This is a genomic window from Luteimonas wenzhouensis, from assembly GCF_007859305.1.
GTDB lineage: Bacteria > Pseudomonadota > Gammaproteobacteria > Xanthomonadales > Xanthomonadaceae > Luteimonas > Luteimonas wenzhouensis.
Map to the genome: position 1 here is coordinate 37,361 of NZ_VOHE01000007.1, position 19,689 is coordinate 57,049.

General features: G+C 72.9%; 20 protein-coding genes. 12 read left to right on the forward strand and 8 right to left on the reverse strand.

The window, feature by feature from the left end; genetic code table 11:
• Positions 1-127 precede the first annotated feature (127 nt).
• Positions 128-688: a hypothetical protein gene (locus FQY79_RS12305; protein WP_186760037.1), complete on the reverse strand. Its 561-nt coding sequence runs from the start codon at positions 686-688 to the stop codon at positions 128-130.
• Between the two features lie 180 nt (positions 689-868).
• Between FQY79_RS12305 and FQY79_RS12310 the strand changes: the two genes are divergently transcribed.
• On the forward strand, positions 869-1,339 hold the full coding sequence (locus tag FQY79_RS12310; protein WP_146313209.1) for an SET domain-containing protein: 471 nt from the start codon (positions 869-871) through the stop codon (positions 1,337-1,339).
• Between the two features lie 205 nt (positions 1,340-1,544).
• On the opposite strand, the gene FQY79_RS12315 is transcribed toward FQY79_RS12310, so the two are convergent.
• The 5 genes from FQY79_RS12315 to fusA all read right to left on the reverse strand — a co-directional run bounded on the left by FQY79_RS12315 (position 1,545) and on the right by fusA (position 5,673).
• Complete coding sequence (locus FQY79_RS12315; RefSeq protein ID WP_146313210.1) at positions 1,545-1,976, reverse strand: hypothetical protein; 432 nt, start codon at positions 1,974-1,976, stop codon at positions 1,545-1,547.
• Between the two features lie 34 nt (positions 1,977-2,010).
• On the reverse strand, positions 2,011-2,562 hold the full coding sequence (locus tag FQY79_RS12320) for a hypothetical protein (RefSeq protein WP_146313211.1): 552 nt from the start codon (positions 2,560-2,562) through the stop codon (positions 2,011-2,013).
• A gap of 103 nt (positions 2,563-2,665) precedes the next feature.
• Positions 2,666-3,049 carry an HU family DNA-binding protein gene (locus FQY79_RS12325; RefSeq protein WP_146313212.1) on the reverse strand — a complete coding sequence of 128 codons (384 nt, stop codon included), beginning with the start codon at positions 3,047-3,049 and terminating at the stop codon, positions 2,666-2,668.
• Between the two features lie 124 nt (positions 3,050-3,173).
• Positions 3,174-3,596 carry a DUF2784 domain-containing protein gene (locus FQY79_RS12330; RefSeq protein ID WP_146313213.1) on the reverse strand — a complete coding sequence of 141 codons (423 nt, stop codon included), beginning with the start codon at positions 3,594-3,596 and terminating at the stop codon, positions 3,174-3,176.
• A gap of 16 nt (positions 3,597-3,612) precedes the next feature.
• A complete protein-coding gene (gene fusA, locus FQY79_RS12335; protein ID WP_146313214.1) occupies positions 3,613-5,673 on the reverse strand; it encodes an elongation factor G in 2,061 nt (686 codons plus the stop codon).
• Between the two features lie 302 nt (positions 5,674-5,975).
• Between fusA and FQY79_RS12340 the strand changes: the two genes are divergently transcribed.
• The 3 genes from FQY79_RS12340 to FQY79_RS12350 all read left to right on the forward strand — a co-directional run bounded on the left by FQY79_RS12340 (position 5,976) and on the right by FQY79_RS12350 (position 7,871).
• Positions 5,976-6,410 carry an OsmC family protein gene (locus tag FQY79_RS12340; protein ID WP_146313215.1) on the forward strand — a complete coding sequence of 145 codons (435 nt, stop codon included), beginning with the start codon at positions 5,976-5,978 and terminating at the stop codon, positions 6,408-6,410.
• 19 nt (positions 6,411-6,429) lie between these two features.
• Positions 6,430-7,089, forward strand: coding sequence for an alpha/beta fold hydrolase (locus FQY79_RS12345; RefSeq protein ID WP_146313216.1), 660 nt, complete (start codon positions 6,430-6,432; stop codon positions 7,087-7,089).
• Positions 7,090-7,184: 95 nt separating this feature from the next.
• Positions 7,185-7,871: a glycine zipper 2TM domain-containing protein gene (locus tag FQY79_RS12350; RefSeq protein ID WP_146313217.1), complete on the forward strand. Its 687-nt coding sequence runs from the start codon at positions 7,185-7,187 to the stop codon at positions 7,869-7,871.
• 23 nt (positions 7,872-7,894) lie between these two features.
• Here the strand turns inward: FQY79_RS12350 and FQY79_RS12355 are convergent, their stop codons facing one another.
• A complete protein-coding gene (locus FQY79_RS12355) occupies positions 7,895-8,785 on the reverse strand; it encodes a PhzF family phenazine biosynthesis protein (RefSeq protein ID WP_146313218.1) in 891 nt (296 codons plus the stop codon).
• 162 nt (positions 8,786-8,947) lie between these two features.
• Here FQY79_RS12355 and FQY79_RS12360 point away from each other — a divergent pair, with 162 nt between their 5' ends.
• From FQY79_RS12360 to murD, 3 genes are read left to right on the forward strand one after another with little or no spacing between them, the layout of a single operon-like run.
• Positions 8,948-11,542, forward strand: coding sequence for a bifunctional aspartate kinase/diaminopimelate decarboxylase (locus FQY79_RS12360; RefSeq protein ID WP_146313219.1), 2,595 nt, complete (start codon positions 8,948-8,950; stop codon positions 11,540-11,542).
• Positions 11,539-12,960, forward strand: coding sequence for a UDP-N-acetyl-alpha-D-muramoyl-L-alanyl-L-glutamate epimerase (gene murL, locus FQY79_RS15685; protein ID WP_246123112.1), 1,422 nt, complete (start codon positions 11,539-11,541; stop codon positions 12,958-12,960). Before FQY79_RS12360 ends, murL begins: the two co-directional genes overlap by 4 nt.
• Positions 12,941-14,377, forward strand: a complete 1,437-nt coding sequence (gene murD / locus FQY79_RS12365; protein ID WP_246123113.1) for a UDP-N-acetylmuramoyl-L-alanine--D-glutamate ligase — start codon at positions 12,941-12,943, stop codon at positions 14,375-14,377. Before murL ends, murD begins: the two co-directional genes overlap by 20 nt.
• 70 nt (positions 14,378-14,447) lie before the next feature.
• Here murD and FQY79_RS12370 read toward each other — a convergent pair whose 3' ends face one another.
• Positions 14,448-15,446 (reverse strand): polyprenyl synthetase family protein, encoded by a 999-nt coding sequence (locus tag FQY79_RS12370; RefSeq protein ID WP_146313221.1) that lies wholly within the window; start codon positions 15,444-15,446, stop codon positions 14,448-14,450.
• 160 nt (positions 15,447-15,606) lie between these two features.
• On the opposite strand from FQY79_RS12370, the gene ssb reads away from it, so the two are divergent.
• The 5 genes from ssb to rfbD are packed head-to-tail and all read left to right on the forward strand — an operon-like array spanning position 15,607 to position 19,499.
• Positions 15,607-16,062: a single-stranded DNA-binding protein gene (gene ssb, locus FQY79_RS12375; protein ID WP_146313222.1), complete on the forward strand. Its 456-nt coding sequence runs from the start codon at positions 15,607-15,609 to the stop codon at positions 16,060-16,062.
• 56 nt (positions 16,063-16,118) lie between these two features.
• Positions 16,119-17,174 carry a dTDP-glucose 4,6-dehydratase gene (rfbB, locus tag FQY79_RS12380; RefSeq protein WP_146313223.1) on the forward strand — a complete coding sequence of 352 codons (1,056 nt, stop codon included), beginning with the start codon at positions 16,119-16,121 and terminating at the stop codon, positions 17,172-17,174.
• Entirely contained in the window at positions 17,171-18,058 is an 888-nt protein-coding gene (rfbA, locus tag FQY79_RS12385) for a glucose-1-phosphate thymidylyltransferase RfbA (RefSeq protein ID WP_146313224.1), read from the forward strand. Before rfbB ends, rfbA begins: the two co-directional genes overlap by 4 nt.
• Positions 18,055-18,612, forward strand: coding sequence for a dTDP-4-dehydrorhamnose 3,5-epimerase (rfbC, locus tag FQY79_RS12390; RefSeq protein ID WP_146313225.1), 558 nt, complete (start codon positions 18,055-18,057; stop codon positions 18,610-18,612). Before rfbA ends, rfbC begins: the two co-directional genes overlap by 4 nt.
• Positions 18,609-19,499, forward strand: coding sequence for a dTDP-4-dehydrorhamnose reductase (rfbD, locus tag FQY79_RS12395; protein WP_146313226.1), 891 nt, complete (start codon positions 18,609-18,611; stop codon positions 19,497-19,499). Before rfbC ends, rfbD begins: the two co-directional genes overlap by 4 nt.
• Positions 19,500-19,689 lie beyond the last annotated feature (190 nt).

The window sequence follows — 19,689 nt, forward strand, 5'->3', positions numbered from 1 at the left end:
GGGGCATGGCTCCTGACAGTCGGGCGCCGCGGCCAAGAGGGCGCGCGCCGTCCTGGCCGGCGAGCGCCCCCTGGGGCGCGCACTCATGGGCGTGCCCCGGGGCCGGGTTCGACCCGGGGATGTCCGGCTACCGCACGGGTGCCTGGTCCCGGGTCGCGGCGGCCGCCTCGGGCAGCACCAGCTGCAGGTAGGGCGGGGGCGGCGCCACGCCCGGCGGCAGCGCCTTGGGCGCGGGTTCGCCGGCCTGGCCGAGCGAGCGCACGAAGCGGTAGATCGCGCGGCGGTCGCGCTCGCGCATCTGCCGCAGCGCGAAGTCGGGCATCAGCGGACGGGTGTGCAGGTTGGCGGTGTAGGCCAGCCACTCCTCCTCACCGAGCGCGCCGATGCTCAGGCGCAGGTTGGTGGGATAGCTCGTGCCCCAAGGGCCGAGGTGTCCCAGTGGCGAGCCGACGAGCCATTCGGACGTGGGGACGTCGCCGCCGCGTTCGGCGTAGCCGGGGGTATGGCAGTCGTTGCAGCCGGCGATCCGCACCAGGTACTCGCCCTGGGCGGCCAGCGGGTCGGTGGCGGCCTGGCCGGCGGGGGCGGTGGCGGGAGCGGACGCGGCCGGCGCGGCGGTCCCGCGCTGGCAGGCGGGGGTCGCGAGGACGGTCGTCAGGACGAGCAGCACGATCGGGTGCGGGCGCATGGGCGGCAGTGGTGGTGGAAGCCATCGGTTCCAACGTGGCACGGGGAGCTCGGCGGACGCGCCCGCGCCGCGCCGGGCCATCGGTCACGGTGACTTCCCGCCTGCGCCACGGGGGCGCGGGCGGGTATCGAGCGCCGCTCGTGCCACAATGGGCGTTCCGTTTCCACGACCGCGTCCGAGATGCAGAAAAAGAAGATCGAAGCCCGCAAGTCCCCGATCCACGGCAACGGCGTCTTCGCCATCGCGCCGATCAGGAAGGGCGAGCGCATCATCCAGTACCGCGGCAAGCTGCGTACCCACGACGAGGTCGACGAGGAATACGGCGACGAGGACGAAGACGGCCACACCTTCCTGTTCACGCTCAACGACCATTACGTGATCGACGCGAACATCCGCGGCAACGTCGCGCGCTGGATCAACCACAGCTGCGATCCGAACTGCGAGTCCGAGGTCGAGGAAGACCCGAAGGGGCGCCCGGAGAAGGACAAGGTCTTCATCGTCGCCCTGCGCAACATCCGCCCGGGCGAGGAGCTGACCTACAACTACGGCATCGTGCTCGACGAACCGCACACCCCGAAGCTCAAGAAGCTCTGGGGCTGCCGTTGCGGCGCGAAGAACTGCACCGGGACGATGCTCCAGCCCAAGCGCTGAGGCGGCGTGCCCAGGGCGTGGCGGCCTCGCGCGGGTCGGCCGCCACGATCCGCCAGCCGGCCTGCCCGCCGCGCGCGCGGCGCGGACGACGGACGACGGGGGGCGGGGCGGCAGGTTCGCGCGCGGGTCGATCCATGGGCGGGGCGGGCACTGCGAGCGCGCCAGGGTCGGCGGCGCCGGCCGAATCGACGGTGAAGGCGCGCCTTCAGTCCGGCTCGACCAGGGTCGGCCGGCGCGGCTGCAGCCAGGCCAACAGCATCCCCAGCGCCATCATCGCCAGCGTGCCCAGCAGCGCCTGGCGCAGGATCAGCGAGCCGGGCACGGGCTGCATCGCGTACTGCAGCAGGATCGCCGGCACCGGCCCGAACAGCGCCATCGCCAGGCCGAAACGCAACCCTTGGCCGAGGGTGGGGCGGCCCTGGTCGAAGCCGCGCGCGAACACCCAGGTCATCGCGTAGCCGAGCAGGGCGTGCGCCAGCAGCAGCCAGCCGAAGCGGCGCGCGCCGTCGGCGGCATCGCGGTACATCGCCCCCAGCTCGCTGTAGTGCCCGCCCAGCAGCAGCGCGTGCACCACGAGGGTCAGCACCAGCGCGGCGAAGCCCATCACCGCGCCGCAGATCCAGAACCGCTTGCCCATCCGACCGCCCTCCGGCGCCATGGCCGCGGCCATGCTACTGCGCGGCCGGAAGGGCGTCGACGGACGCGGCGGTGATCCGCCACGCGTCCCCGGCCGGCTCGTGGCGCAACTCGTACCAGCCCGCGTAGCGGCGCATGGGGCCCTCGGCAGGCACCAGGCGAAGATCCACCGGGATCCTGACCGCCGTGGGCAGCGGATCGCCCTCGAGCACGGAGGGCGCGCGGTTCCGGCTGCGGAACTGCCGCGGCGGCGACGCCAGCGCGCGCAGGTCGGCCTCGGTCGCGTCGGCCGCGGGCGCGCCGCCGGACCAGAACGCATCGGCGGCGGCGTGGTCCTCCGGCAGCTTGGCCAGGTAGCGGTGCAGGGTCGAGACCGCGGCGCGCATTGCCGATTCGTAGTGCTGGCGCAGCTCTGCCTCGGCGACCGCCTGCGCGCGCGCCGCGGACCGCGCTTCGGACCCGGCCGCAGCTTCGGCGCTGGCGGTCGCGACCGGCGTGGGCGTCCGCTCCCCGCCGCAGCCGCGCAACACGAAGACCAGGGCGAGCGTCGCCACTGCGACCAGGGGCAATGCGTAGCGGATCAACATGGAGCGGTGGCGGTGGCGCATGCAGTCGGCGCTTTGCATGCGCCGGAAACGGAACGGGACGGCAGCGCCGTCCCGTCCGGTCGACTCGAGGCCCGGCGCCGGGTCAGGCGGCCGCGTCCTTGAGCTTCTTGAGCGGGCGCACCTTGACCTTCACCGAGGCCGGCTTGGCGGCGAACCACTGCTCTTCCTTGGTGAACGGGTTGATGCCCTTGCGGCGCGGCTTGGCCGGCACGCTCACCGCGGTGAACTTGGCCACGCCCGGCAGGGTGAAGGTGCCCGCGCCCCTCTTGTTGAGCGAGCCGTGGATCGCGCCCTCGAGCGCGGCGAGCACGGCACGGACGTCCTTCGCGGCGAGGCTGGTGGCCGTGGCGATGTGCGCGACCAGGCCGGACTTGGTCAGCGGCTCCTTGATCGCCTTCGGCGCGGCAGGCTTGGCGGCCTTCTTCGTGGCGGCAGCCTTCTTGGTCGTGGCCTTCTTCTTTGCCATGGGTTTTGTGTTCCCTCGTCTGGGTGATGTGATCAGCGTATGGAGTGGCCGAACGTGCCGGCAGGCGCAATGTAGGACATCCACAACCCGCCGCCAATAGGAAACCGCGAAAAAAATGCGGGCGTCAGCGCCCGCCTCGACCCGGCCGCCCCTTCCGCCGACGGGGCGGCCAGCGCCACCACCCGGCGGCGACGAGTCCGGCGAACAGGGTGTAGCCGAGCACGAACAGCCACCACGGGGCCTCGAGGAAAATCAGCCGCGATAGCCAGTACTGGATGAAGGATTCGCTGTAAGTGTGCTGGCCTCCTCGGGTTCGCAGCGCCTGTTCCCAGGTGGTGAGCGGGCACAGCCGGCCCAGCCAGGCCTGCAGCGCGATCACCAGCGCGAGCGCCAGGCGCACGCTGCGCAGCGCGTATCCCCGCACCCAGCGCCAGCCCCGCACGCCGCCCACCGGCACCGCCAGCGCGACCAGCACCACGAACGCCACCACCCCCGCGTGCAGGACCAGGACCGCGTCGGCGAGCAGGGCAGCCAGGGCGGGCGTCATGCGCGCACGCGCCGGCTCAGTCGTCGTCCTGGCGCGGCCGCCAGGCGGCCGCGAGCGCCTGCTGCACCTGTGGCGGGACCGGCTCGTAGTGGCTGAAATCAAGGGTGTAGCGGCCGCGACCGGCGGTCACTGACTTGAGCTCGGCGGCATAGCCTTCCAGTTCCGACAGCGGCACCTGGGCGCTCACCACCACCTCGCCGCCGCCGGTGGCGTCGGTGCCGGTGATGCGCGCGCGCTTGGCCGCCAGGCCGCCGCTGATATCGCCCATGCACGACTCGGGCGCGTGCACCTCCAGGTCGACCACCGGTTCGAGCACCTGCGGCCGGCCCTTGAGCACCGCGTCGAGGAACGCCTTGCGGCCGGCCACGACGAAGGCCACTTCCTTGCTGTCGACTGGATGGTGCTTGCCGTCGTACACCACCACCCGCAGGTCCTGCATCGGGAAGCCGGCGATCGCGCCCGAGCGCAGCGCCTGGCGCACGCCCTTCTCCACCGCGGGCAGGAACTGCGAGGGGATCACGCCGCCCTTGACCTCGTCCACGAACTCGAATCCGGCCCCGCGCGGCAGCGGCTCGACCCGCAGGAACACCTCGCCGAACTGGCCGGCGCCGCCGGTCTGCTTGCGGTGGCGGTAGTGGCCTTCTGCTGGCGCAGAGATGGTCTCGCGGTAGGCGATGCGCGGCGGGCGGGTGCGCACCTCGACCCCGAAGCGGTCGCGCAGGCGGTCGATCTGCACCCGCAGGTGCAGGTCCGACAGGCCGCGCACGACGGTCTCGCGGGTCTCCTCCTCGTGCTCGACGTGGAAGCACGGGTCCTCCTCGGCCAGGCGCTGCAGCGCGGTCGCCAGCTTCTGCTCCTGGCCCTTGTTGCCGGCCTCCACCGCCAGCCCGAACATCGGCGTGGGGAAGGCCACCGGCGCGAGGTGGATGTGGTCCTCGTCGTGGCTGTCGTGGAGCACCGCGTCGAAGTGCAGTTCCTCGACCTTGGCCACCGCGGCGATGTCGCCGGGCACCGCCTCGTCGATCTCGACGTGCTCCTTGCCCTGCAGCCGGAACAGGTGCGCGACCCGGAACGGCTTGCGCCCATCGTCGACGAACAGGCGGCTGTCGCGGCGCACCGTGCCCTGGTAGACGCGGAACACGCCGAGCTTGCCGACGAACGGATCGTGCAGGATCCGGAACACGTCGGCGACCACGTGCGCGTCCGGATCGGGCGTGGTCGCGAACGGCTGCGCGTGCGCGCCGGTGCCCTTCACGAAGGGCGGCGGGTTGGCCTCGCCGGGATGCGGGAACAGGCGCGCGGCGATGTCGAGCAGTTCGCGCACGCCGGTGCCGGTGCGGGCGGAGACGAAGCACACCGGCACCAGGTGGCCCTCGCGCAGGCACTGCTCGAAGGCGTCGTGCAGCTCGTCGCCGCGCAGACCGGCCTCGCCGAGCTCGAGATAGTGCTCCATCACCGTCTCGTTGATCTCGACCACCTGGTCGAGGATCCGCCGGTGCCAGTCGGCGACCGGGCCCAGGTCGCTGTCGCCGTCGGCCTGGCCGAAGCAGTCGACCACCCGGGCGCCGGCGGCGGGCAGGTTGAGCGGCAGCATGCAGGTGCCGAAGGCCTCGCGCAGCTGGTCGAGCACGCGACCGGGGTCGGCGCCGTCGGCGTCGATGCGGTTGATGGCGATCGCGCGGCACAGGTTGCGCTCCTTCGCGCGCGCCATCAGCCGCCGGGTGCCGTGCTTGACGCCGCCCGCGGCATCGACCACCACCAGCGCGGTGTCCACCGCCGCCAGCGCCGCGAGCGCCGGGCCGCGGAAGTCGGGATAGCCGGGAAGGTCGACGAGGTTGAGATGGACCGGCCCCCCGGGGCCGGCCGCGTGGCCGAGGCTGGCGATCGCGGCGTCGATCGAATGCCCGCGCTGCCTCTCCACCGGATCGAAGTCGGACACGGTGTTGCCGCGTTCGACGGTGCCTGCCGCCTGGATCGCGCCGCCGGCATGCAGCAGGGCTTCGAACAGGGTGGTCTTGCCGGCGCCGGGGTGGCCTGCCAGGGCCACGTTGCGGATCTGTTGCGTCGAGTGGGGCATGGGGCCGATCCTCCCTTGCTGGGGCCGGCCGCCGGCCGGCGTCTGCGGGGAGATCCGCGCCGCGGCCCGGGCGCCGTGGTCCCGTTCCGCGGGCGGATCCGCTTGCGGCCGTCATGGCAGTCCACGGGAGGAGGAACGCTGCCGAGCGAGCGCTCGCTCGAGGGGCGTCATGGCGGGGGGCCACCTTATCGCGTCACCGCCGCCACGGCGCGTTGCGTCGCAGCATGCCGCGTCCACCCACGCCGCGGTAACGCCGTGGCGGTTAGCTTGCGAAGATTGCCGAACCGACAGGAGCGAACACGATGGGCATTTCACGCAAGGCGACCGCGCGCTGGGAAGGCGACCTCAAGACTGGCCGCGGCAGCCTCACCACCCCGGCCAGCGGCCTGCTCGACGGCACCCGCTACGGCTTCAACAGCCGCTTCGGCGAGGAGAAGGGCACCAATCCCGAGGAGCTGATCGCGGCTGCCCACGCTGGCTGCTTCACCATGGCGCTGTCGGCCAAGCTCACCGAAGCCGGCCATCCGCCGGAGTGGCTCGAAGGCACGGCCGCGGTGGACCTCTCGCTCGAGGGCGGACCCACGCTCAGCGCGATCCGCTTGGGCATGAAGGCCAAGGTGCCGGGGCTGGACGAGAAGACCTTCCGCGCGATCGCCGACGACGCCAAGCAGAACTGTCCGGTGTCCAAGGCGCTGAGCGCGGTGCCGATCACGCTGGAGGCGGAACTGCTTGGGTAGCGGCCCGGGTGCGGCGCTGATGGTGCACGGAGGCGGGGGCGGCGGCTGGGAATGGAACATCTGGAGGGGCGTGTTCGAGGCCCGCGGGGTGCGCGTGTGCGCACCGGACCTGCAGCCCTCGCCGCTGGGGCTGGCCGCGACCGGCCTCGACTTCTATCTCGCCCAGGTACGCCAGGCGCTGCGCCGGCTGCCGCGCCCGCGCGCCCTGGTCGGCGCCAGCCTTGGCGGGCTGCTGGCGCTCGAGTGCGCCGGCGAGGCCGATGCGCTGGTACTGGTCAATCCGCTGCCGCCCGCGCCCTGGCATGCGCAGCTGCCGCGGCGCGAATGGCCGGACGTCATCCCCTGGCAGCGCGACGCGCGCCTGACCGGGACCCGGCGCGCGCTGCCCGACGCGGACGAGGCGACCGCGTTGTTCGCGTTCCGCCACTGGCGCGACGAGAGCGGGCGCGCGATGCGCGAGGCCCATGCCGGGCGCCAGGTGCCGCATCCGCCGTGCCCGGCGCTGTACGTGGCCTCGATGGTCGACGACGACGTGCCGCCCGCGCTCACCGCCGCCCTGGCCAGCGAGCACCAGGCCTCGCTGCTGCGGGCCTCGGCGGTCAGCCACGTCGGGCCGCTGCTCGGGCGCGGTGCCGCCGACTGCGCCACGCAGGTCCTGGCCTGGCTGTCGGCGCGTTGAGCGCCACGGGCCGGCCGCGGGATTCAGGTCCGCGTTAGCGGTGCTTGCCTAGCGTGGACCGGCGCGCCCTTCGTCCACGCGCCGGAACCAGCACGATGAAGCTCCAGGCGACCTGCCTTGCCGCCGTCCTCGTTCTCGTCGTCGCCACGGGCACCGCCTCCGCCCAGGGCGGTCGCGAGTACGACGGACCGTATGGCGACTCTCCCCACCGCACCCCCGGGCCGCGTGGCGGCGACTGGCGCGGCTCTGATCCGCAGCCGCAGTACGCGTGGGCGCGGGTGCTGCGCGTGGACCCGGTGCTCGACGGGTACGCCCGGCCCACGCGGTCGGCGCGCGACTGCCAGGTGCGCCGCGACGGGTACGTCCATCGCGACGATCCGTACGACGGGTACGGTGGCGGGTACGATCCCGACGCGCGCCGCCGCGACGATAACGGCCGCCTCGCCGCCAGCGTGCTCGGCGGCATCGCCGGCGCCGTGCTGGGCAGCCGGTTCGGCGACGGCAGCGGCCAGCTGATCGGCACCGCGGTCGGCGCCGGGGCTGGCAGCGCCATCGGCCGCCGCGTCTACGAGACCCGCCGGCGCGGGCCCGAGCACGTGGTCACCGTCTGCGACCCGGAACCCTACGGCGACCGGTACGCCGGCGACGGTGGCCATGACCCGCGCGACGTGGTCGCCTACGACGTCACCTACGAGTACGGCGGGCGCGAGTACGTGACCCGCACCGACCACCACCCCGGCGACCGCATCCGGGTGCAGGTGGACGTGCGCGCGGTGCCGTAGCCGCGGCGTGCCCCGCGCTGCGCTCAGCGCGGTGCCGGCGCGTTCCAGTCGAGCGTGCCGGTGACGACCGTCTGCACCTGGCCGCCAGACCACACCTCGCCGTCGCCGTCGACCTCGAGTTCGAGGCAGGCATCGAAGCCGACCTCGCGTCCCTGGTTCACCCGGTAGCGGCCGTCGCGGCCGGGCAGGGCGTCGCGCGAGGCCAGCCAGGCCGCGAGGGTGGCGTTGGCCGCACCGGATGCGGCGTCCTCGAAGCAGCGCCCCGCGCCGACCCAGGCGCGCACGGCGAGGTCGTACGCGCGAGCCTGGCAGCGCGCGTACACGCACAGGCCCATGCTGCCCGTGCCTTGCGCCAGGCGTTCAATCGCCGCCCAGTCCGGGGCTGCGCTGCGCAGCGTGGCCTCGTCGGCCAGTTCGGCCAGCCACCAGCGGCGGCCGCCGTCCATCAGCACCGGCGGCAGCGCGCCGCGCGCCAGGCCCGCCAGCGCATCGGCCAGCCGCGCATCGTCGGCGTCGGCCACTTCGGCGACCCGCGCCCGCGGCGTGCGGATCGCGATCGTGCGCGCGGCTCCGGCGCCGCGCACGCGCAGCGGCAGCAGGCCGGCCACGCCTTCCTGCACCAGATGCCCGTCGACGGGCTGCGCGAGGCCGGCCTCGAGCACGGCGTGCGCGGTGCCGACGCTGGGATGGCCGGCGAAGGGCACCTCGCGCTGCGGACTGAACATGCGCAATGCGTAGCTGGCATCGGGCGCGGTCGGCGGGAACACGAACGTGGTCTCGGGCAGCCGCGTCCAGCGCGCGATCGCCTGCATGGCAGCATCGTCCAGGCCTTCGGCGTCCAGGACCACGGCCAGTGGATTGCCCACCCCGGGGCGGTCGGCGAAGACATCGAGCTGCAGGTAGCGTCGGGACATGGCGAGCGCGGCGGACGAAGGGGCGCGCAGCTTAGCAAGCCGCGCCGCATGCATTGCCGCGGCATGCCCGCGCCACGGCGCCCGCGGCTGGCGATCCGGTTAGAATCCGCGCTGCGCCCGCATGCCGGGCGTTCCCGCCCGTTTCGCTGGACCTGCCACTTCATGCCTTCCTCTCCGATCGGCACGCCCTGGGTCGTGCTCAAGTTCGGCGGCACGTCGGTGTCGCAACGCCATCGCTGGGACACGATCGGGCAGTTGGCGGGCAAACGTGCCGAGGAATGCGGCGGTCGCGTGCTGGTGGTGGTCTCGGCGCTTTCAGGTGTGACCAATGAGCTGACCGCGATCGCCGGCGGCGCCGACGACGCGGGCGCGCGGGTCGATGCGCTGGTCGAGCGCCATCGCGCCTTCGCCCGGGAACTCGGCCTGGAGCCGGATGCGGTGCTGGGCGGGCGCCTGGCGGCGCTGCGCGCGCTGCTCGACGATGCGCGCGCGCCCGGCCGCCGCCTGGACTGGCAGGCCGAGGTGCTGGCGCAGGGCGAACTGCTCTCCTCGACCCTGGGCGTGGCCTACCTGCGCGCGCAGGGCCTGGATTTCGGCTGGACCGACGCGCGCGACTGGCTGGATGCGATCGAACTGCCCAACCAGAGCGACTGGGGCCGGCGCCTGTCGGCCTCGTGCCGGCGCGAGGCCGACGACGACTGGCGCGCGCGCTTCGCCGCCCAGCCGAGCCGCCTGCTGTTGACCCAGGGCTTCATCGCCCGCCATCCCGGGGGCGGCACCGCGGTGCTCGGCCGCGGCGGTTCGGACACGTCGGCGGCGCTGTTCGGCGGGCTGCTGCGCGCGCGCCGGGTGGAGATCTGGACCGACGTGCCGGGCATGTTCACCGCCAACCCCCGCGAGGTGCCCGACGCGCGCCTGCTCACCCGGCTCGATTACGCCGAGGCGCAGGAGATCGCGACCACCGGCGCCAAGGTGCTGCACCCGCGCTCGCTCGGCCCGTGCCGGGTCAGCGGCGTGCCGATGGCGATCCTCGACACCACCCGACCCGAGCTGCCGGGCACGCGCATCGACGCCGACGCCGCCCACGTGCCGGGCGTCAAGGCGATCAGCCGCCGCAACGGCATCGTGCTGGTGTCGATGGAAACGGTGGGCATGTGGCAGTCGGTCGGCTTCCTGGCCGACATCTTCGAGCGCTTCCGCCGCCACGGCCTGTCGGTGGACCTGATCGGTTCGGCCGAGACCAACGTCACCGTCTCGCTCGACCCGAGCGAGAACCTGGTCAGCACCGACGTGCTGGCGCGGCTGTCCGAGGACCTGGCCCAGGTCTGCCGGGTCAAGGTGATCGCGCCGTGCGCGGCGATCACCCTGGTCGGCCTGGGCATGCGCTCGCTGCTGCACAAGCTCTCGGACGTGTGGGCCACGTTCGGCCGCGAGCGGGTGCACCTGATCTCGCAGTCATCCAACGACCTCAACCTCACCTTCGTCATCGACGAGGCCGACGCCGACGGCCTGCTGCCGGTGCTGCACGCCGAGTTGATCGATTCGGGCGCGATGCCGGTGTACGAGACCGGGGTGTTCGGCCCGCGCTGGAAGGACATCCTCGGCACCGTGCGCCCGCGGCCCGATCCCTGGTGGCGCGGCGAGCGCGAGCGGTTGCTGGCGCTCGCCGCCGACGGCACGCCGCGCTATGTCTACCATCTGCCCACGGTGCGCACGCGGGCGCGCCAGCTGCTGGGCGTGGAGTCGGTGGACCGGCGCTACTACGCGATCAAGGCCAACCCGCATCCGGCGATCCTGCGCGCGCTGGTGGCCGAAGGGTTCGGGCTGGAGTGCGTGTCGCTGGCCGAGGTCGGGCACGTGTTCGCCAGCGTGCCGGGGCTGGATCCGGCGCGGGTGCTGTTCACGCCGAGCTTCGCCCCCGTCGACGAGTACGCCGGCGCGTTCGAGCGCGGGGTCACCGTCACCGTCGACAACTGCGAGCTGCTGCAGCGCTGGCCCGACGTGTTCCGCGGCCGCGGCGTGTGGCTGCGCATCGACCTGGGCTTCGGCGACGGCCACCACGAGAAGGTCACCACCGGGGGCAAGGCCTCGAAGTTCGGCCTGGCCGCGTCGCGGGTCGAGGAATTCGAGGCGCTGGCGCGCGCCCTGGACGTGCGCATCACCGGCCTGCACGCGCACCTGGGCAGCGGCGTGGAAACGCGCGAGCACTGGCGCGAGATGGTCGACGCGATGGCCGGCTTCGCGCGCCGCATCGGCACCGTGGAGGTGCTCGACATCGGCGGCGGCCTGCCGGTCCCGTATGCGGCCGACGACGAGCCGTTCGACCTGGAGGACTGGGGCGCCGGCCTGGCCGACGTCAGGAAGGTGCACCCGGGCTTCGAGCTGGCGATCGAACCGGGCCGCTTCCTGGTGGCCGAGGCCGGCGTGCTGCTGGCGCGCTGCAGCCAGGTGGTGGAGAAGGACGGCGTGCACCGGGTGGGCCTGGACGCGGGCATGAACGCACTGATCCGGCCGGCGCTGTACGACGCTTGGCACGACATCGTGAACCTGGACCGGATCGGGGACGGGCAGCTGCGCGACTTCGACGTGGTCGGGCCGATCTGCGAATCCAGCGACGTGTTCGGCCGCCGGGTGAAGCTGCCGGCGGCGACCGCGCCCGGCGACGCGATGCTGGTGGCCGACACGGGCGCCTACGGCCATGTCATGGCCAGCACGTACAACCTGCGCTCGCTGCCGGTGGAGGACATCATCGAATGAGCCAGTGGCAGTTCAATCGCGACGCGATCGGCGCCTTCCGCTTCCTGCGCAGCGGATTCGATCCCGCCAGCGGGGTGGCGCGGCTGGTCTATGCCTTCGACGACGGCCCCGAGCTGGTCGAGACGGTGAGCCTGCCCGGCGCGCCGTTCGCGCTCGACGGCGCCCGCGCCGCCGCGGCCGGGCGCGCGCTGCGGCTGCTGCACCTGGTTGCCGGGGTGAGCTACTACAAGGCCGCGGTGCCGGCGACGATCACGGTCGAGGACGGCGGGCTCGACGCCGCCAGTGCGGCATTGCTGGAGGAGATCTACCTCAGCGGGCTGGGCGAGTTCGCGTACCGCAACGGGCTGGACCTGCACGGGCGGATCCGCTTTCCTGCGGCCGACGGGCCACCATCCCGGCCCTCCCCCGCGAACGGGGGAGGGAGCGATGCGGACGGGGGCAGCGCGCCGGCGCTCGGCCTGCGCGAGCACGCGCTGGTCGCGATCGGCGGAGGCAAGGATTCGCTGGTCAGCATCGAGGCGCTGCGGGCGCTGGGCGTCGAGCAGACCGTGGCCTGGATCGGCGGCTCGCAGCTGATCCGCGCCTGCGCCGGGCGCACCGGCCTGCCGATGCTCAACATCGGCCGCCAGCTGGCGCCGGAGCTGTTCGACTACAACCGCCAGGGCGCGTGGAACGGACATATCCCGGTGACCGCGGTGAACTCCGCCATCCTCGCCTTCGCCGCGGTGGTGCTGGGCGTGGACCAGGTGGTGTTCTCCAACGAGCGTTCGGCCAGCTACGGCAGCATGATCCTCGCCCCGGACGGCAGCGTCACCGGCGAGGTGAACCACCAGTGGTCCAAGGGCTGGGCGTTCGAGCGCGCCTTCGCCGCGCACCTGCGCTCGCACGTGGCCGCGGACCTGCGCTACTACTCGCTGCTGCGGCCGCTGAGCGAGCTGGCGGTGGCGCGCCAGTTCGCGCAGCTCGATGCCTACGACGGCCACTTCTCCAGCTGCAACCGCAATTTCCACCTGCTTGGCGAACGCCCGGTCAACCGCTGGTGCGGGGTGTGCCCGAAGTGCCACTTCGTGTTCCTGGCGCTGGCGCCGTTCATGCCCAAGCCGCGCCTGGTCGGGATCTTCGGCCGCAACCTGCTCGACGATCCGGCCCAGGTCCCGGGCTTCGATGCGCTGCTCGAATACCGCGACCACAAGCCGTTCGAATGCGTCGGTGAAGGCCGCGAGTCGCGCGCGGCGATGGCGGCGCTGGCCGCGCGCCCGGAGTGGCGCGAGGACGCGGTGGTGGCGCGCTTCGCGCGCGAGATCGCGCCGCAGCTGGGCGCGGACGAGGTCGACGTCGACGCGCTGCTGGCGCCGAAGGGCGAGCACGGCATCCCCGCGCCGCTGTGGGAGCGGCTGCGTGAACGCTTCGCGGCCTGACATCGCCTCGCTCGCCGGGCGCCGTGTGGCCCTGTGGGGCTGGGGGCGCGAGGGTCGCGCCGCCTACGCAGCCCTGCGCGCGGCGGCCGACGGCCTGCCCGCTGGCGGCGGCGACGACCGCTTCCCGGCCACGCTGACGCTGTTGTGTTCCGAAGCCGAAGCGGACGAGGCGCGGGCGCTGGGTGACGCGCGCCTGCGGGTGGAGACGCAGGCCAGCGCGGAGCGGCTGTCCGCGTTCGACGTGGTGGTGAAGTCGCCGGGCATCAGCCCCTACCGGCCGGAGGCACTGGAAGCCGCATCACGCGGCACGCGCTTCCTCGGCGGCACCGCGCTTTGGTTCGCCTCGCGCCCGGACGCGACCACGCTCTGCGTCACCGGCACCAAGGGCAAGAGCACCTCGTCGGCGCTGCTGGCGCACCTGCTGCGCGCGGGCGGCCACCGCACCGCGCTCACCGGCAACATCGGCCAGCCGCTGCTGGAAGTGCTCGACGGCCAGGCCGAGTACTGGGTGGTGGAACTGTCCAGCTACCAGACCGGCGATGTCGCCGCCGCCGGCGTGCCGCCGCAGGTGGCGCTGGTGACCAACGTCTTCCCCGAGCACCTGGACTGGCACGGCAGCCATGAGCGCTACGTGCGCGACAAGCTCGCGCTGGTCACCGGGGCGCACCCGCGCATCGCCGTGCTCAATGCGGCCGATCCGCTGCTGGCCGAAGCCGGGCGCGGCCTGCCGCGCAGCGAAGTGCGCTGGTTCGGCCACGCCGATGGCTGGCACCTGCGCGGCGACGTGCTGTGGCGGGGAGGCCGGGAGGTGCTCGACACCCGCGGCGTGCCGCTGCCCGGCCGCCACAACCGCGCCAACCTGTGCGGCGTGCTCGCCGCGATCGAGGCGCTGGGCCTGGACGCGGTGGCGCTGGCGCCGCATGCGGCGGGCTTTCGCCCGCTGCCGCACCGGCTGCAGTCGCTGGGCGTGCGCGACGGCCTCGAGTACGTCAACGATTCGATCAGCACCACGCCGCATGCCAGCCTGGCGGCGCTGGAGGTGTTCGCCGGGCGCCCGGTGGCGATCCTGGTCGGCGGGCACGACCGCGGCGTGGACTGGAGCGCGTTCGCCGAGGCGGTGCGCGCGCGGCCGCCGGCGGCGATCGTCACCATGGGCCAGAACGGGCCGCGGATCCACGCGCTGCTGGCGGCGGACGCCGGGTGCGCCGGCTACGCGCTGCGCCAGGCGGCCGGTCTCGGCGAGGCCGTGGCGCAGGCGCGCACCGCGCTGGCGGGCGGGGGCGTGGTGCTGCTGTCGCCGGGGGCGCCCAGTTTCGGCGCCTACCGTGACTATGCCGAGCGCGGCCGCCACTTCGCCGCCCTGGCCGGGTTCGACCCGGCGGCGATCGCCGCCATCCCGGGGATCGGGATCGCCTGAAGCACGGCGCGCGCGCCAGGGTACCGGGCACCACGCCGGCGCGCGCCGCCGCGCGTGCGGCGCGGTGGGCTCAGGAGTCGCGTTCGACCGCGTAGCGCGCCAGCCCGCGCAGCGCGGCGACGGCCTCGTTCGCCGGGAGGGGCGCCAGCGCGGCCTCGGCGGCGGCGGCGTATTCGCGTGCTCGCGCCCGGCTGTACTCCAGGCTGCCGGCGGCCCGGATCGCGGCCAGCACCTCGGGCATTGCGCCCTTGTCGCCCTGTTCGACGATGGTGCGCAGACGGGCACGGGTGGCCGCGTCCGCCTGCGCCATCGCGTGGATCAGCGGCAGCGTCGCCTTGCCTTCGGCCAGGTCGTCGCCGAGGTTCTTGCCCAGCGCCTGGGCGTCGGCGCTGTAGTCGAGCACGTCGTCGGCGATCTGGAACGCATAGCCCAGGCGCATGCCGTAGTCGTACAGCGCCTGCTGGGCGGCCTCGTCCGCGCCCGAGGCCATCGCGCCCAGGCGGGTACCGGCGGCGAACAGCACCGCGGTCTTGCGCTCGATCACGCCCAGGTAGGCGGCCTCGTCGGTGTCGGGGTTGTGCACGTGCAGCAGCTGCAGCACCTCGCCCTCGGCGATGCGGTTGGTGGTGTCGGCCAGCAGCCGCATCACCGGCATGCTGTCGAGTTCGACCATCAGCTGGAAGCTGCGCGAGTACAGGAAGTCGCCGACTAGGATGCTCGCCGCATTGCCCCAGATCGCGTTGGCCGTGCTGCGGCCGCGGCGCAGATCGGACTCGTCCACCACGTCGTCGTGGAGCAGGGTCGAGGTGTGGATGAACTCGATGATCGCCGCCAGCTGGTGGTGGCGCGCGCCCACCTGGCCGGTGGCGCGCCCGGCCAGCGCGACCAGCATCGGCCGCAGGCGCTTGCCGCCGGCCGAGACAATGTGCTCGGCGACCTGGTTGATCAGCACCACGTCCGAGGCCAGGCGGCGTCGGATCAGGGCGTCGATCGCGGCCATGTCGTCGGCCGCGAGGGCCTGGATGGCGGGCAGGCCGGGCCCGGCTGCGGGGGGGGCGGGGGCGTCCATTGACGATCCGTGGAAGATGAACGGGGGATTATAGGATCCCGCCCGTGGCCCGGCGCGGCGCAGTCCTACGCGGCCTTGCGTCGCGACCCGACGCCTCCGGCCCCCGGGCTATAATCCAATGCCTTTCGCCGGGCGCGCCGGCGACATCCGAGGACTCCCAATGGCCCGTGGCATCAACAAGGCGATCCTTGTCGGCAATCTCGGCAACGATCCCGAAACCCGCTACACCCAGAGCGGCATGGCCGTCACCAAGATCAGCCTGGCCACCACCACGGTGCGCAAGGACCGGGACGGCAACACCCAGGAAAAGACCGAGTGGCACCGCGTGACCTTCTTCGGCAAGCTCGCCGAGATCGCGGCCGAATACCTGCGCAAAGGCTCGCAGGTCTACGTCGAGGGCCGGATCAGCTACAGCGAGCACGTCGGCGACGACGGCCAGAAGCGCTACTACACCGACATCATCGCCGACGAGATGCAGATGCTCGGCGGCCGTGGCGACGGTGGCGGCGGCTACGAACGCTCGCGCCCGCAGCGCCAGGAGCCGCGCCAGCAGTCCGCGCCCAGCCGCCAGCCGGCGCCGGTCGAGGACTTCCCCGACGACGACATCCCGTTTTGAAGCCCTGGCGCCAGGCCGCCCGGCGCCCGTTCCGCCCATAGGACACAGGAGGTTCCGTGCCAACTTGGCTAGTGACCGGCGGTGCCGGTTTCATCGGTGGCAACTTCGTGCGGGAGGCCGTGGCGCACGGCGTGCGCGTGGTCAACCTCGACGCGCTCACGTACGCCGGCAACCTCGAGTCGCTCAGGGACCTCGACGGCAACCCCGACCACGTCTTCATCCATGGTGACATCGGCGACCGCGCGCTCGTCTCGCGCCTGCTGGCCGAGCATCGCCCCGACGCGGTGCTGAACTTCGCCGCCGAGAGCCACGTCGACCGCTCGATCGACGGCCCGGCGGCGTTCATCCAGACCAACGTGGTCGGCACCCTGGCCCTGCTGGAATCCGTGCGCGACTACTGGAAGTCGCTCCAGGGCGCGGCCCGCGAAGGGTTCCGCTTCCTGCACGTGTCCACCGACGAGGTCTACGGCACGCTCGGCGAGACCGGCAAGTTCACCGAGACCACCCCCTACGCGCCCAACTCGCCATACTCGGCCTCCAAGGCCGCGTCCGACCACCTGGTGCGCGCGTTCCATCACACCTACGGCCTGCCCACGCTCACCACCAACTGCTCGAACAACTACGGGCCCTACCACTTCCCGGAGAAGCTCATCCCGCTGGTGATCGCCAAGGCCCTGGCCGGCGAGCCGCTGCCGGTGTACGGCGACGGCAGGCAGGTGCGCGACTGGCTGTACGTGAGCGACCACTGCGAGGCGATCCGCACGGTGCTGGCCGGCGGCCGGGTGGGCGAGACCTACAACATCGGCGGCAACGCCGAAAAGCAGAACATCGAGGTGGTCCAGGCGATCTGCGCACTGCTCGACGAGCGCCGCCCGCGCGAGGACGGCAAGCCGCGCGAATCGCAGATCACCTTCGTCGCCGACCGCCCCGGCCACGACCGCCGCTACGCCATCGACGCCAGCAAGCTGCGCGACGAACTGGGCTGGGAGCCGAAGTACACCTTCGAGCGCGGGCTGGCCGAGACGGTCGACTGGTACCTGGCCAACCAGGACTGGGTGCGCCACGTGCTCGACGGCAGCTACCGCCTGGAGCGGATCGGGGTATCGGCATGACCGCGCGCAAGGGCATCGTCCTGGCCGGCGGCTCGGGCACCCGGCTCTACCCGATCACCAAGGCGATCAGCAAGCAGCTGCTGCCGGTCTACGACAAGCCGATGATCTACTACCCGCTGAGCGTGCTCATGCTCGCCGGGATCCGTGAGGTGCTGGTCATCAACACCCCGCACGAGCAGGCGCTGTTCAAGGCACTGCTGGGCGACGGCTCGCAGTGGGGCATGAAGATCGAGTACGCCGTGCAGCCCAGCCCGGACGGCCTGGCGCAGGCGTTCCTGATCGGCCGCGAGTTCCTCGATGGCGCGCCGAGCTGCCTGGTGCTGGGCGACAACATCTTCCACGGCCCCGGCCTGACCGCGATGCTCAAGCGCGCCGACGCGCGCGAGGCCGGGGCCACGGTGTTCGGCTACTGGGTCTCCGATCCGGAACGCTACGGCGTGGCCGAGTTCGACGAGCTCGGGCGCGTGATCGGGCTCGAGGAGAAGCCGGCGCAGCCGCGCTCGAATTACGCCGTGACCGGGCTGTACTTCTACGATGGGCGCGCGCCGGAGTTCGCCGCGACGCTGACGCCGTCGGCGCGCGGAGAACTCGAGATCACCGACCTCAACCGCTGCTACCTCGACCAGGGCGAGCTGCACCTGGAGCGCCTGGGCCGCGGCTATGCCTGGCTCGACACCGGCACCCACCAGTCGCTGCTCGAGGCCTCGAACTACATCGAGACCATCGAGGCCCGCCAGGGCCTGCGCGTGTGCTGCCCGGAGGAGATCGCCTGGAACAACGGCTGGATCGACGAGCAGCAGCTGCAGGCGCTGGCCGCGCCACTGGCCAAGAACGGCTACGGCCGCTACCTGCTGAGCCTGGCCGATCGCGGCTACGTGCCATGAAGCTGATCGAGACCGGCCTGCCCGGTTGCGTCGTCGTCGAGCCGCGGGTGTTCGGCGACGATCGCGGCTTCTTTTTCGAGTCGTTCAACCTCGACAAGCTGGGCGCGCACGGCTTCTCGCCGCGCTTCGTGCAGGGCAACGTGTCGTCGTCCGCCCGCGGCGTGCTGCGCGGGCTGCATTACCAGTGGCCCAACCCGCAGGGCAAGTACGTCTCGGTGCTCGAAGGCGAGGTCTGGGACGTAGCCGTCGACATCCGCCGCGGCTCGCCGCATTTCGGGCGCTGGACCGCGGTACTGCTGAGCGCGGAGAACAAGCGCCACTTCTGGATCCCGGAGGGCTTCGCCCACGGGTTCGTCGCCCTCAGCGAGCGGGCGCTGTTCACCTACCTGTGCACCGCCACCTACGATCCGGCGGCCGACGCCAACATCCGCTGGGACGATCCGGACCTCGCCATCGACTGGCCGCTCGCCGGGCCGAGGCTGTCGCCCAAGGATGCGAAGGCCCCGCTGCTGGCCGACGTGCCGCCGGACCGGCTGCCCGTGTACGTGCCATGAGGATCCTGCTGCTCGGCGCCAACGGACAGGTCGGGTACGAGCTGCGCCGGAGCCTGGCGCCGCTGGGCGAGGTGGTGTGCGCCACGCGAGACGGTCGCCTGGCGGACGACGGTGGCGCGGCGTGCGAGGTGGCCGACCTGGACCGGCCGGACACGCTGCCGGCCCTGGTCGAGCGCATCGGACCGGACGTGGTGGTGAACGCCGCCGCCTACACCGCGGTCGACCGTGCCGAATCCGAGCGCGAGGCCGCCTTTCGCGCGAACGCGGAGGCGCCCGGGGCGCTGGCCGGGGCCTGCGCGCGGCGCGATGCCCTGTTCGTGCATTACTCCACCGACTACGTCTTCGACGGCACGGCCACCCGGCCATACCGGGAGGACGACCCGGTGGCGCCGCTGGGCGTGTACGGCGAGAGCAAGCTGGCCGGCGAACGGGCCGTCCAGGCCAGCGGCGCGCGCCACATGGTGTTCCGCACCGCCTGGGTGTACGCCGACCGCGGCCGCAACTTCATGCTGACCATGCTGCGGCTCGCCGCCGAACGCGACGAACTGCGCGTGGTCGCCGACCAGGCGGGCACGCCCACGCCCGCGGCGCTCATCGCCGATGCCACCGCGGCGATGCTGCGGCGGCCGTTCGCCGGGTCCGGCCTGTGGCACCTGACCGCTGGCGGCGGGACGACCTGGCACGGGTTCGCCGAGGCCATCGTCGAACGCGCCCACGTCCTGGGGCGGATCCCCCGTCGACCGCGCGTGCTGCCGATCACCAGCGCGGAATACCCGACGCCCGCGCGCCGGCCGGCGTGGTCCCGCCTGGACTGTTCGAAGTTCGAGCGCGACGCCGGCTTCCGGCTGCCGGACTGGAGCCACGCGCTGCACGCCGTGCTGCGCTAGGCGGCGGTCCATCGCCGCCGCTGCCCGCCCCCGGCCCCGGGCGCCCCGACACGCGTGTTCCCGGCATCGAGTGGCCTGGGGCCGGCAGCTTCGCCCCCGACCGGTCGCCAGGGCGCGACCGCCGGCGCGTGGCGCCGCCGCGCATGTGCCGGAGGTCCTTTGCGCCCGGCGTGGGCCAGCGCCTACCATC

Coding starts and splice junctions, on each gene's coding strand:
- rfbC (WP_146313225.1), top strand. CDS start 18,055: ATGAAGCTGATCGAGACCGGCCTGCCCGGTTGCGTCGTCGTCGAGCCG.
- FQY79_RS12320 (WP_146313211.1), bottom strand. CDS start 2,562: ATGTTGATCCGCTACGCATTGCCCCTGGTCGCAGTGGCGACGCTCGCC.
- FQY79_RS12350 (WP_146313217.1), top strand. CDS start 7,185: ATGAAGCTCCAGGCGACCTGCCTTGCCGCCGTCCTCGTTCTCGTCGTC.
- FQY79_RS12315 (WP_146313210.1), bottom strand. CDS start 1,976: ATGGGCAAGCGGTTCTGGATCTGCGGCGCGGTGATGGGCTTCGCCGCG.
- FQY79_RS12340 (WP_146313215.1), top strand. CDS start 5,976: ATGGGCATTTCACGCAAGGCGACCGCGCGCTGGGAAGGCGACCTCAAG.
- FQY79_RS12305 (WP_186760037.1), bottom strand. CDS start 688: ATGCGCCCGCACCCGATCGTGCTGCTCGTCCTGACGACCGTCCTCGCG.
- murL (WP_246123112.1), top strand. CDS start 11,539: ATGAGCCAGTGGCAGTTCAATCGCGACGCGATCGGCGCCTTCCGCTTC.
- FQY79_RS12370 (WP_146313221.1), bottom strand. CDS start 15,446: ATGGACGCCCCCGCCCCCCCCGCAGCCGGGCCCGGCCTGCCCGCCATC.
- rfbD (WP_146313226.1), top strand. CDS start 18,609: ATGAGGATCCTGCTGCTCGGCGCCAACGGACAGGTCGGGTACGAGCTG.
- FQY79_RS12355 (WP_146313218.1), bottom strand. CDS start 8,785: ATGTCCCGACGCTACCTGCAGCTCGATGTCTTCGCCGACCGCCCCGGG.
- FQY79_RS12310 (WP_146313209.1), top strand. CDS start 869: ATGCAGAAAAAGAAGATCGAAGCCCGCAAGTCCCCGATCCACGGCAAC.
- FQY79_RS12360 (WP_146313219.1), top strand. CDS start 8,948: ATGCCTTCCTCTCCGATCGGCACGCCCTGGGTCGTGCTCAAGTTCGGC.
- FQY79_RS12325 (WP_146313212.1), bottom strand. CDS start 3,049: ATGGCAAAGAAGAAGGCCACGACCAAGAAGGCTGCCGCCACGAAGAAG.
- ssb (WP_146313222.1), top strand. CDS start 15,607: ATGGCCCGTGGCATCAACAAGGCGATCCTTGTCGGCAATCTCGGCAAC.
- FQY79_RS12330 (WP_146313213.1), bottom strand. CDS start 3,596: ATGACGCCCGCCCTGGCTGCCCTGCTCGCCGACGCGGTCCTGGTCCTG.
- fusA (WP_146313214.1), bottom strand. CDS start 5,673: ATGCCCCACTCGACGCAACAGATCCGCAACGTGGCCCTGGCAGGCCAC.
- FQY79_RS12345 (WP_146313216.1), top strand. CDS start 6,430: ATGGTGCACGGAGGCGGGGGCGGCGGCTGGGAATGGAACATCTGGAGG.
- rfbA (WP_146313224.1), top strand. CDS start 17,171: ATGACCGCGCGCAAGGGCATCGTCCTGGCCGGCGGCTCGGGCACCCGG.